Source organism: Neobacillus sp. FW104-15D2 (genome assembly GCF_058790155.1).
Genome location: NZ_JBYTCJ010000014.1, coordinates 71,013 through 83,576 on the forward strand (window position 1 = coordinate 71,013; position 12,564 = coordinate 83,576).

Annotated in this window: 9 protein-coding genes; 5 read left to right on the forward strand and 4 right to left on the reverse strand. The window is 40.2% G+C overall.

Annotation, left to right across the window (positions count from 1 at the left end; all coding sequences use genetic code 11):
* The first annotated feature begins 149 nt into the window (after positions 1–149).
* From htpG to AC3WR0_RS12850, 3 genes are all read left to right on the forward strand, one after another.
* Entirely contained in the window at positions 150–2,030 is a 1,881-nt protein-coding gene (gene htpG / locus AC3WR0_RS12840) for a molecular chaperone HtpG (RefSeq protein WP_492552716.1), read from the forward strand.
* A 146-nt stretch (positions 2,031–2,176) separates the two neighbouring features.
* Entirely contained in the window at positions 2,177–3,037 is an 861-nt protein-coding gene (gene ypfJ, locus AC3WR0_RS12845) for a KPN_02809 family neutral zinc metallopeptidase (RefSeq protein ID WP_492552684.1), read from the forward strand.
* Between the two features lie 287 nt (positions 3,038–3,324).
* Positions 3,325–3,621: a hypothetical protein gene (locus AC3WR0_RS12850; RefSeq protein ID WP_492552717.1), complete on the forward strand. Its 297-nt coding sequence runs from the start codon at positions 3,325–3,327 to the stop codon at positions 3,619–3,621.
* Between the two features lie 257 nt (positions 3,622–3,878).
* Here the strand turns inward: AC3WR0_RS12850 and AC3WR0_RS12855 are convergent, their stop codons facing one another.
* Together AC3WR0_RS12855 and AC3WR0_RS12860 are read right to left on the reverse strand one after the other, a co-directional pair.
* Positions 3,879–5,603: an ABC transporter ATP-binding protein gene (locus AC3WR0_RS12855; RefSeq protein ID WP_492552685.1), complete on the reverse strand. Its 1,725-nt coding sequence runs from the start codon at positions 5,601–5,603 to the stop codon at positions 3,879–3,881.
* A gap of 67 nt (positions 5,604–5,670) precedes the next feature.
* Positions 5,671–6,123 (reverse strand): RDD family protein, encoded by a 453-nt coding sequence (locus tag AC3WR0_RS12860; protein WP_492552718.1) that lies wholly within the window; start codon positions 6,121–6,123, stop codon positions 5,671–5,673.
* 295 nt (positions 6,124–6,418) lie between these two features.
* On the opposite strand from AC3WR0_RS12860, the gene AC3WR0_RS12865 reads away from it, so the two are divergent.
* On the forward strand, positions 6,419–7,636 hold the full coding sequence (locus tag AC3WR0_RS12865; RefSeq protein WP_492552686.1) for a MerR family transcriptional regulator: 1,218 nt from the start codon (positions 6,419–6,421) through the stop codon (positions 7,634–7,636).
* A gap of 113 nt (positions 7,637–7,749) precedes the next feature.
* Positions 7,750–9,030 carry an MFS transporter gene (locus tag AC3WR0_RS12870; protein WP_492552687.1) on the forward strand — a complete coding sequence of 427 codons (1,281 nt, stop codon included), beginning with the start codon at positions 7,750–7,752 and terminating at the stop codon, positions 9,028–9,030.
* A gap of 51 nt (positions 9,031–9,081) precedes the next feature.
* On the opposite strand, the gene AC3WR0_RS12875 is transcribed toward AC3WR0_RS12870, so the two are convergent.
* Both AC3WR0_RS12875 and AC3WR0_RS12880 read right to left on the reverse strand, forming a co-directional pair.
* Positions 9,082–10,728 (reverse strand): M4 family metallopeptidase, encoded by a 1,647-nt coding sequence (locus AC3WR0_RS12875; RefSeq protein WP_027323571.1) that lies wholly within the window; start codon positions 10,726–10,728, stop codon positions 9,082–9,084.
* 309 nt (positions 10,729–11,037) lie between these two features.
* A complete protein-coding gene (locus AC3WR0_RS12880; protein ID WP_492552688.1) occupies positions 11,038–12,564 on the reverse strand; it encodes a solute symporter family protein in 1,527 nt (508 codons plus the stop codon).

A 12,564-nucleotide genomic window follows, 5' to 3' on the forward strand; every position in this document is an offset into this window, starting at 1 on the left:
GGAAACGCTATCTTCCTTAATTTTTACATATTGACACAAACAAAGAAAATATGATAAATAAATATTGATTAGCACTCTCTTATTATGAGTGCTAATGATATGCTTATCTACTACTAAAAATAAACGTTTTACGAAAGGAGAATGCAATGATGGAAACAAAGCAATTCCAGGCAGAATCGAAAAGATTATTGGAAATGATGATTAACTCCATTTATACCAAGCGTGAAGTATTTTTAAGAGAGCTGATTTCGAATGCAAGTGATGCAATCGACAAAATCTATTACAAGGCCTTAACAGATGATTCTTTAATCTTTGAAAAAGACAGTTACTACATAAAAATTGAAGCTAATAAGGAAAACCGGACTCTAAAGGTGACAGACACCGGAATCGGTATGACGAAGGAAGAACTTGAAAACAATCTTGGAACTATTGCTCAGAGCGGCTCCCTGGCATTTAAAAATCAAAATGAGCTAAAGGACGGCCATGATATCATCGGTCAATTTGGCGTGGGATTTTATGCAGCCTTCATGGTGGCAGATAGTGTAACGGTTAACAGTAAGGCATTGGGAAGCTCCGAGGCCTTCAAATGGGAATCAACTGGTGCAGAGGGGTACACCATTGAGCCAGCTGAAAAAGAAACAATCGGTACAGAGATTATTTTAAAAATAAAAGAGAATACCGAAGATGAGAACTACGATGAATTTTTGGAAGAGTACAGCTTAAAGTCAATCATTAAGAAGTACTCCGACTTTATTCGTTATCCAATTAAGATGGATGTTACCTCAAGCAAGCTGAAAGAAGGCAGCGAGGACGAGTGGGAAAGTGTCCAGGAAGAACAAACCGTTAACAGCATGGTTCCGATTTGGAGAAAGAATAAAAATGAATTAACAGAAGAGGATTATACGAACTTTTATAATGAAAAGCATTACGGATTCGACAAGCCACTTAAGCATATTCATATCAGTGTGGACGGTGCGGTCAGATATAATGCCATTTTGTTTATTCCGGAAAAAATTCCGTTCGACTATTACTCTCCTGAATATGAAAAGGGCCTTGAACTGTATTCTAATGGCGTTTTAATTATGAATAAGTGTGCTGACCTGCTCCCTGACTATTTTAGCTTTGCAAAAGGGATGGTAGATTCAGAGGACCTATCACTTAATATTTCCCGAGAAATGCTGCAGCATGACCGCCAGCTCAAGCTGATTTCAAAAAATATCAGCAAAAAGATTAAAAGCGAACTGCTAAGCCTTCTAAAAGATGAAAAAGAAAAATATGAAGAGTTTTATAAATCCTTTGGCAGACAGCTAAAGTTTGGTGTTTATAGTGACTTCGGAGCCAATAAGGATTTGCTTCAGGATTTATTAATGTTCTATTCTTCCAAAGAAAAGAAAAGTGTTACTCTTGATGAATATGTCTCCAGAATGCCTGAAGATCAGAAATATATTTACTATGCATCAGGTGAATCTGCGGAAAGAATTGAAAAGCTGCCGCAAACAGAGCTTGTAGCTGAAAAAGGTTATGGAATTCTTTACTTTACTGATGATATTGATGAATTTGCAGTAAGGATGCTGAACACATATAAGGAAAAAGAATTTAAGTCTGTTTCTAGCGGCGATCTTGGTATTGATTCAGAAGAGGACAAGAAGGAAAACGAGTCAGAGGAAAAGGAAAATAAGGAACTTTTTGAAGCCATGAAAGGTATTCTTTCCGGCAAAGTAAAAGAAGTAAAAGCGTCTAAACGCTTAAAATCCCATCCTGTTTGCCTCTCTACGGTTGGTGAACTGACGATTGAAATGGAAAAAGTTTTAAAAGCAATGCCGAACAGCCAGAATGTCGAAGCGGAAAAGGTTTTGGAAATTAATCCAAATCACGAGGTATTCGAGTCATTAAAGGCTGCTTTTGAAAATGATAAACAGAAGCTAGAACTGTATACCGAGCTTTTATACAACCAGGCGCTTCTGATTGAAGGTTTGACCATTCAGGATCCAGTAGAGTTTACAAATAATATCTGCAAAATCATGGTCTGATTCAATTATTGATAGAGCTATCTCTCAAAGGGGTAGCTCTTTTTATGCTATTTACATACTTTACATATTTTAAATCTCTCAGATTGGGGTATAAGACTATAAATTTAATTGCTGCTAAAGTATTTAACCCTAAGGGAGGAAATAACATGAAATGGGAAGGAAGAAGAGGGAGTTCGAATGTTGAGGATGATAGAGGATCGGGGGGCGGACTCGGGGGAATCCCGCTGATAGGGGGCGGAATTGGGAGCGTTATTATTGTACTTCTCGTTGCCCTGCTTGGCGGCAACCCGTCTGATGTGCTGAACGGTATGACCAACAATTCTTCTGCTCCGGCAGATCCGGCACCATACCAGGAAACTGCTAAGGAAAAGGAATTATCACAATTTGTATCCGTTGTTCTTGCTGACACCGAGGATGTTTGGTCCGAGGTATTTAAGGAAGAAGGAATGACTTACAAAAATCCAAAACTTGTATTATATACCGGGAGTGTCCAGTCTGCCTGTGGAAATGCAAGTTCTGCAGTGGGGCCATTCTATTGTCCTGGTGACCAAAAGCTTTACATTGATTTAAGCTTTTATGATGAACTTCAGCAAAAATTCCATGCGCCAGGTGACTTTGCGATGGCTTATGTAATTGCCCACGAGGTTGGACACCATGTTCAGTACCTTCTTGGAACAAGTGACAAAGTAAACGCAATACGCAATAGAGTTAGCGAGGAAGAATTTAATAAATACTCGGTTCGCCTTGAGCTTCAGGCTGATTATTATGCAGGTGTTTTTGCTAAACGTGACCAGGGAAGGGGTGTCCTGGAAAAAGGAGATATTGATGAAGCATTGAACGCGGCAAATGCTGTAGGTGACGATACACTTCAAAAACAGGCACGAGGTTATGTGGTTCCTGAAAGCTTTACACACGGCACATCCGAACAGCGAAAACGCTGGTTTAATAAAGGGTTTGAAAATGGAAAAATTGAAGGTGGAGATACCTTTAAAGCAGCAAATCTATAAAAGTATATTTGAGGGTTAATGCTTCATTTCAATAGAGTAAAGATTTACGTATGAAAGGAATTCTAAGAGAAGGAGCAGTTCATAATGGAAATGAATGAAAGGTCTTTTTTCTTAAGGATGATGGAGAGATACCAAATAACCAGGAGCTGCCTGTTATTATTTATGAAGGCATCTTCAGTGAGAATCCGAATGAAATAGAAGCTTCGTTTAAGCGCAATGGCTGGGGCGGCAACTGGGAGGGCGGTATATTTGATTACCACCACTATCATAGCAACTCTCATGAAGTCCTGGGTGTAAGGTCTGGCCGCGCTGCCGTTCTTGTCGGAGGGAACGCAGGTGAACGTGTGGAATTGAAAAAGGGAGATGTAATAGTACTCCCTGCAGGCACCGGACATAGGATGGTGGAAAGCAGTGAAGATTTCGAAGTGGTCGGGGGCTATCCGGAAGGAATGACAGCCAATCTGTTAAAGCGTGGCCCGACTGCGAGGGCGCAGTCTCTTGCTGAAATCCGCAATGTTCCGGTTCCCGACAAAGATCCTGTCTTTGGTGAGGAAGGTCCACTTCTTCGGAAGTGGAAGAATTAATGATAAATGGTGCGGGTCACCGTAAGGCCGCCCTTTTAAAAAGCAAAAGAAGATGAAGGGATTCCCCTCATCTTCTTTTATTTCCTTGGCTATAGAATTGATAACCCTAAATTCAGACCGCACGACGGACAGGACAAGGAAAGCTTCGTCTGCTTTGCCTCTCACGAAAAACCATAGCTTTTCCGAGGAAGCGGCCTTTTGAGCGCGATAAGGGCACTTCCGGCTCTGCGGACCAGCAACCGCAATTTTCTTAAAAATTATATTTCTATCTTTTGAAACTGTGCATTATGCAGGCTTGCAAAAGTGCCACCCAGCGCAAGTAACTCATCATGGCTTCCCTCTTCTGCGATTCCGTCTTCCGTAACCACCATAATGCGGTCGGCATTACGGATAGTTGCAAGTCTGTGGGCGATAACTAGAGTCGTTCGGTTTTGGGCCAGCTCCATTAATGCCTCCTGAATAATTTGCTCAGTTTCAGTATCCAAAGCAGAAGTAGCTTCATCCAGGATAAGGATGGGCGGGTTCTTGAGGAACATTCTCGCGATGGCTAGCCTTTGCTTTTGGCCTCCAGAAAGCTTCAGCCCCCGTTCTCCAATTTCCGTTTCATAACCGTCTGGCAGCGATTCAATAAATCCTTCAAGATGAGCAAGCCGTGCGGCCTCTCTCACTTCCTCTTCGGAAGCCCCCAGCTTTCCATAGGCAATATTTTCTCTAATTGTTCCTGTAAACAGGAACACATCCTGCTGGACAATCCCAATCTGTGATCGCAAGGATTGTTTCGTCATATCCCGTATATCTATTCCATCAATGGTAATTGCCCCGGCATCTATGTCATAGAAACGAGGAATAAGGGAGCAAATGGTGGTTTTTCCGGCCCCTGAGGGACCCACAAAGGCAACTGTTTCGCCTTCTTTTATAATAAGATTAATATTTTCCAAAGTCCGTATCTTTTGGTCATAGCTAAAAGAAACATTCCGAAATTCAATATCACCTTTCAGGGAGGGAACCTCAACAGCATCCTCTGAATCTTTAATATCCGGTTCGGAATCTATAATTTCTGTAAAGCGCTTAAAGCCGGCCATTCCCTTTGGGTATAGCTCCATAATCGCACTGATTTTATCCACTGGCTTGAAAAGGACATTAACATATAAAACGAACCCTACAAGCTCACCATAGGTAAGAACACCTTTAAAGCTCAGCCACGATCCATATACAAGGACGGCAAGAATAATAAATCTGGTCATCATGTAAATACCAGATAAACTGAAAGACATAACCTTATAGCCTCCAAGTTTAGCTAGGCGGAATTTTTGGTTATTTTTTGTGAAAAGCTTAATTTCGTGCTTTTCGTTTGTAAATGACTGTACGACCCGGACACCGGATACACTATCCTCCACACGGGCGTTAACATTGCCAATTTCCATGTACATTTGGTTCCAGGCTTTGTTCATTCGCAAGTTACAAAAGATAATCAGCCACATCAATAAAGGAAGAATACAAATGGCTACAAGTGCCAGTTGGACATTGACGGTTAACATAATCCAAAAAGCTCCCACAATGGTCATTAAAGCAATAAATAAATCTTCAGGACCATGGTGGGCGAGTTCCCCAATATCCAGCAGGTCATTGGTAATGTGACTCATTACATGCCCTGTCTTTGTATTATCAAAAAAACGGAAGGACTGTTTTTGCACATGCCCGAACAGCTGCTGGCGCATATCTGTTTCGATGTTAATACCCAGCTTATGCCCCCAATAATTGACGATGTACTGAAGAAATGTACTGCCAATATAGAGGGCAAGGAGACCAGCGCTAACAGAGACAATAGCAGACCAGTTTTCTGAAGGCAGCAGCCTGTCGATGAACCACTGGACGGCAAGCGGAAAAGCAAGCTCCAGCAATGCCACGATCACGGCAGAACTAAAATCGAGAATAAATAATTTTCTGTGTGGCTTATAGTAAGAAAAAAATCGTTTAATCAAAGAAATAACTCCTTATTGTTTTAATAAATAGAACGGCTTTTCCTTTAAAAGAAAGCCGTCCAGTATCTTATTTTTTTACAACCACAGTACTTGCAATGTAATCATGCAAAGCCTGCTTTTTCTCGGTAAAGCCAGCGATTATATAGCCGATATACAAAATGCCGGAAAGAAAGGTGGCAAAGTAGCGGCCGATTGCTCTTCCGAAGGATATCCGATTTCCATTCATGTCAGTAACTTTTACCCCCACTATCTGTTTTCCAAGTGTGCCCTGCCATTTGGAGGCATGCATGCCCGAATAATAAAAAAGGTTGGCTGCAATGTAAATCAGATATAAGATGGCCTGCAAACCAAATGCTGCATCGACAGCCCCCGGATTGCTGCTTTCTGAATAAAACGCGGTAACCCCTGCGAGTATAAGGGCACCAATAAAAATTGGAATCCCGAGAATAAGAGAATCTATCACTCTCGCTGCAAAACGAATCCAAAATCCTGCGTATTCCTTTTTTTCAAATGACACCATAATCGATCCGCAAGAAGTACAGAGCTCCTGCAATCGCTTTGTTTCAGCACCGCAATGATTACAAAATCTATGGCTGTTCTCCGGCCGGAAACCACAACTTTCACAAAACTCCCCATTCGTTTGATGTCCGCATTCTCTGCAATACAATGGTTCTCCCCCTAAAAAAATACTATTATCTTTTTATTTGAATTTACTTGATTTATAGTTGAATCATATCACAAATAATTCAGAAATATGACGAGTATCCTTATATATTACATATTTACCTATTTTGTGGAAAACAGGCGGTGATGGTATGAAAATCGGTAAGTTTGCTGAAACCAATCGTTTAAGTATCGATACTATTCGTCATTACATGGATTTTGGTCTTATTGTTCCAGAGAAAAAAGGAGGCCAATATGATTTTGATTCCCGCTGTCAGATGAATTTAGAGAATATCCTTGAATTAAAAGGAATGGGCTTTAGTTTAAATGAGATTAAAATGATCTTTTTTTATAAAAATTTTGGGCGGTTAACAGATTACGAAGCAGACCATTATTATAAAATGATTTATTTAGATAAATTAAAAAAGCTGGAGGAAGAGATAAAGGATTTAGTAAATTCGAGGGAAAAACTAAAACAGAAATTAGATCAATTAAAGACGAAGAAATCTGGTTCAGATTCTGTAATGGGAGTTGATTTAAAGGTCCTTGATTTATTAAGATGTACGAAATGCAGCAGCCCGCTTACACTTCAGGATGGAAGTATAAGCCGGAATCAGGTTATGGAAGGCAAACTTGAATGTGAATGTGGACATTCATATACAATTTCATCTGGAGTGTTAATGGCAGAAGGTGCCTTGGAGCATGCTGCAGGGATGCCGGAGGATAGCCATATAACAGAATACATTCTTGAGACAGATCAGAGTTATCTGGAAAACCTCCATCTGGGACTCGAGTGGTCGAAGAGGAAGATGGAAAAATTGAAGCTTGATAATAAGATACTTCTTGAGCTTGGTTCTGGAGTTGGTTTTTTCCTTCGCAATATCCTCCAGGATTTACCGGAAAACTGCCTGTATATTGCAGTGGACCGCAGCTTTCCTCGCCATTTGTATTTAAAAGGATTGCTGGAAAGGTCAGGATTAAAAAGAAATATCTTGTTTATTTGTTCAGACTTTTTAAATCTCCCCTTAAAAGACGGTATTTCCGATGTGCTCATCGACCATGCTGGCACTAGCAACTACAGCTTCGAGCATACAAGCTTTTTACTTAAGGATATAGATCATTTAATTAAAAATGATGCTTATTTAATGGCTTCCTATTTAGTTTTTAAAAACTTCAGCCATAAAAGTAAAATTAAAGAAGCATTTCGGGGGAATTTTATGCCTGAAAAAGTGAAGGAAAAGGTTAAAGATCTGGGTTATACAATGCTTGATGAAAGGAAATCTGGTTTGGTTGATAAAGGTGGAAGGTTTGAGAACTTTTTTGTTGAAGGGGAAGAAATTTATTCATACGCCATATTTGGAAAAAGGTAGGGTCAGCCCTATCTTTTTCTTTTTTTATATTAAAATTTAGTGAAATTTGCTATTGCCGTTGGCTTAAGCCAATTGAATACCATAAGGGTAATAAAGAAGCCGGAGGTTTTTATATGCAGGCAGTAGCAATTAATGCAATCAATCCTAAGGAACAAAAGGAAAAAAGAAACCTATACCTATTTTCAGCAGGAAAAACGATCTCAATTGTTGGTACGTCCATCTACAATTTTGCGCTCAGCCTTTATGTACTCAAAATAACCGGGTCTGCTTTAAGCTTTGCCATAACTCTGTTGCTAGGGGTCATTCCCATGATCCTGCTTAATCCTTTTGCCGGTGTTATTGCGGATAAATTTAATAAAAAAAGACTTGTTCTTTCAATGGATGCATTAAATGGGCTTTTGCTTGCACTGGTATATGGTTTAAGTATGATATATGAGCTTCATCTTTATCTCATTTACGCAGCAACCTTTTGTTTGACTGTTTTCACGACTTTTTATGGAGTAGGGCTTGAGGCAGCGAAACCAAACATGGTTTCCGGGGACAGGTTAATGAATATAAATTCGGTCAGCAGAATTATTGATTCCATTGCAACCATTGCAGGACCAATGCTGGGCGGCATGGCCTTCGCGATTTTTGATATAAGGTTATATATATTATTTAATTCTGTTTCATTTATTCTTTCGGCCATATCTGCCTGGTTTATTGATTTTAGCCTTTACCAGGAGAAGATGGACCCTGCGAAGGAAAGCGTTAAGCTTCAATTCTTCACTGATATAAAGGAAGGATTCACTTATTTAAAAAACCAGAAAAACATGATCCATCTATTTAAAGTTCTAATTTCAATTAATTTTTTTCTTGGCTTTGCTCTTACCATTCCGCTTCCTTATATAGTGAATAAAGTCCTGAGCCTGAGCCCTAAGCAATTTGGAGTTATTGAAGCAGCTTTTCCTTTGGGAATGATTGTTGGGGCATTAGCAGTAAAAAGAGTCACTGAAACATTAAATTACTCAGTCCTTTTATACCGCCTCTGCATCTTTTTAGCTGGAGCGATGGTTTTAATTGGTATTCCTGTTTTGATTAAAGACCATTATCTAAATCATCAGGTCATTGTTGGGTACTTTTGCCTGGTAATGTTTATCTTTGGGGTGGTTATCGCCTTTATAGATATTCCTCTTGCCTATTACATGCAAAAAATGATTCCAGATGAGTATAGGGGAAGGGTGCTTAGTATTGTAATCAGCATAGGGAAGACCATGCTTCCTCTGGCAATGCTTACTGCAGGAATGCTTTTAGGCCATATTCCTTCCTATGTCATGCCAATCGCCGGTGGAGCCTTGTTTTTCCTTGTTAATATTAGGACAGCGAAAAAACTTGATTTTGATCTTAATAAATAAAGAAAAAGGAAGTTGGGATAGTTCCCAGCTTCCTTTTTTGGTTAAAAATTTTTATTTAACTCCAACTGCATCAAAGGCATTATTTACAGTTGTTACTTCAGCAGAAGTAGCACCGTAGAGATCCTTAGCTGCCTGAACCAATCCAGCACGGGCCTGGCTGAAGTTTGTTGAAGACGTGAAATAAGTAGTATTGGCACGGTAGAAGATAGCTCCCAGCTTAGCATTTCCGATTCCTGTAACAGTGACTCCGTATGCAGTTCCACCCTGGGTGATCAGGTAGGCAGCTTTATTGATAATTCCGCTGTTGGTATGGACGCCGCCATTATCAGATGTGCCAGTATAACGGTTTGCATAGTTGTCAGGATCTCCATACTTGGTTGGATCACTCATGGATCTTAGTGCATCATTTGGAGTTCCAGGCGTGTAAATATCTTCACCAATTTCAAAGTCCGGGTTGCGGTTGTCATAGAATTCTACTAAAGTTCCGAAAATATCGGAAATAGCTTCATTTAGGGCACCGGATTCATTTGAGTAGGTTAGATTGGAGCTTCTTTCTGTCACAGCATGTGTAAGCTCATGGCCGATAACGTCAAGTCCGCCGGATAATGGAATAAAGGTTACGCCATCCCCATCTCCATATACCATTTGAGAGCCGTTCCAGAAGGCATTATTATAGTTTCTTGAATAATGAACGGTTGACTTTAAGGCAGCTCCATTATTGTCAAATGAATTTCTATTAAAGGTTGCCTTATAATAATCATAAGTAACTCCAGCATAGTAATGTGCATCAACAGCTGGCTTATCATATGTGGCATTCAAATTGTTATCGGCATCCTTCCATTGAGTTCCAGGAAGGATTGAACGGTTTTTGCCATCATAAGTCAGGATTCCCTGTCCGCGCGTATTATCCTGGAGATAATAGTAACCGCTTGATAGCAGGGTTCTAATAGATTTGGTGTCTCCAAGAACACCAATGCCAGTTCCAGTTGTGTTTGTGCCGGTTAAAGCAGCAGGCGGCTGGTTTCCAGCAGTATCAATTGCATTAAACTTATCAATTACCGCGCCGTTTTCTGCATTAATAAAATAATTATAATTGCCTGGTGACGGGCTTAGGAAATTAAGGTTTACATGGTAGGCGTAAACAGCTTTATCGCCTGTAGTATAGACAACAAGCTCTGAAGTCGGATTTTGCTCATATTGAGGTTTGAATCCCAAATCGTTTTCCGAAATTTTGATCGCTTCGTTTGCAGACTTATTTTTCAATAGGTTTTTTAAGCCTTTTTTATCAAGGTCAGGAGCAACCACTCCGCTGATTGCCTGTAGAACACCAGAAGCATCAACACGTGCAGCCTGAGTTGAATTCCAGACAGGAACTCCTTCAAATACCTGCTGCAAGCGGACGATCTTGCCGCCAAGCGGATCGGCTTCCTCTGATTTTACTTTAAAAGAATTATAGGCAGATTGACTTCCAAGCTTGTATTCCTGTTTGTGATTTTCAAGGTATTCAAGGATAACATCCTTTGGAGATTTTGCTGAAGCACTTGTAAGCTTGCCCGCTACAAAATCAGGTGTGCCCGTTACCTTGCTGAATTGCTTGGTTTCATTGGCTTTTGAAGTACTGGCAAATGCGCTTGCACCAGCCATGCCGCTTAAGATTAAACCTGCCGATAGAGTAATAGAAACAGCTTTTTTCTTCAATAAAATTCCTCCTTGATTTTGGGGTTTGATTCTTAAAAATATAAAACTTAATTATTTATAACAATATATTCAGAAAATTTCCAATAAAAAATAAACGTTTAGTGAAATAAAGTTCTAAAGTAGCATATTAGGATTGATAAATAGGTATATAGGTACTTGTTGGGAAAATTTTAAAATAGTTCTTGGGACTATTGTGGGGATGGGGGCTCTGCCATTTAGGACTTTATCAATAAGTGAAACCTAAAAGAGAATCATAATAAAAAATTAATAGGCTGCCAGGTGGCAGCCTATTAAGATTGAATTTAAATGTTACATTCCAGTATTCGCTTTAACAAGTATTTCATTGAATTTTTCTTCATTGACCTTTTCACGTGAGAGAAGGGTTCCCACAAAAGCCCCGATAAAGCCGAGTGGTATGGAAACAATACCTGGATTAGCAAGATTGAATAAAGGCTTTCCAACAAGAATTGCCTTTCCGGCTTCCTCAGCCCAGATATTAGGGCCAATCGCTACAAGAATGAGAGAACTGGCAAGACCAACAATCATACCAGTAACAGCACCAGAGGTATTAAAACGCTTCCAGAAAATCGTTAATAGAATAACAGGCAGGTTTGCACTGGCTGCCACGGCAAAGGCCAGGGAAACCAGGAAGGCCACATTCATCTTCTGAGCGAAAAGGGCAAGAAGAATCGAGAGGACAGCAACACCAATAGAGGCCCAGCGAGCAGCTACTATTTGCTGTTTTTCTGTTACATTTCCTCTTTTTAAAATATGGCTGTAAAAATCATGGGCAAAGGCCGATGCTGCTGAAAGTACAAGTCCTGCTACTACCGCAAGAATGGTTGCAAAGGCAACTGCCGAGATAAAAGCAAACAGGAATTCTCCTCCTAGTGCCTTAGCGAGAAGTGGTGCTGCCATATTACCGGCTGGATTGGCTGCCACAATATTATCAAATCCTACAAAGGAGGCTGCCCCAAAGCCGAGAAAGATCGTCATAATATAAAAGATTCCAATAATCCAAGTAGCATAGACTACTGACTTTCTTGCTGTAATGGCATCTTTAACGGTAAAGAAGCGAATCAGGATATGCGGAAGACCCGCTGTACCGAGAACAAGCGCAAGGTTCAGTGAAATGGTATCCAGCGGGTTTGTAAATTTATTGCCTGGATTGAGAAAGCCTGCTCCCATTGGTGTTGCTGATTTCATTTCAGTGAACATTTTCGCAATACTAAAATCAAACTTCGCAAAAACCATGAAAGAGATAAGGAAGGTTCCTGTCATTAAAAGGACAGCCTTGATAATCTGTACCCAGCTTGTGGCCATCATTCCTCCAAAAACTACATAAACCGTCATTAGCGTTCCAACAATGAGAACGGAATAAATATAATCGATTCCTAAAAGTAATTTAATAAGTGCACCAGCTCCGACCAGCTGCGCGATCATGTAAAAGGTAGAGATAGCAATTGTATTTAAGGCCGCAACTCCGCGAACCTTCTTGTCATTAAAGCGGGCTGCAATCATATCGGCCATCGTGTATTTTCCCAGATTGCGTAAAGGTTCTGCTACAAGATACAGTACGACCAGATAAGCTACAAGAAATCCGATGCTGTAAAAGAAACCATCAAACCCGGAGAGGGCGATCATGCCTGCAATTCCGAGGAAAGAGGCAGCCGACATATAATCACCGGCAATAGCCCAGCCATTTTGCCATCCAGTCAGGCTGCCATCAGCTGCATAAAAATCACTGGTCGTTTTTGTCCGCTTGGAAGCGAAATAAGTGATAACCAAAGTTAGTCCAACAATTAAGAGAAAAAGGGTAAATGCCAATTTATTCAT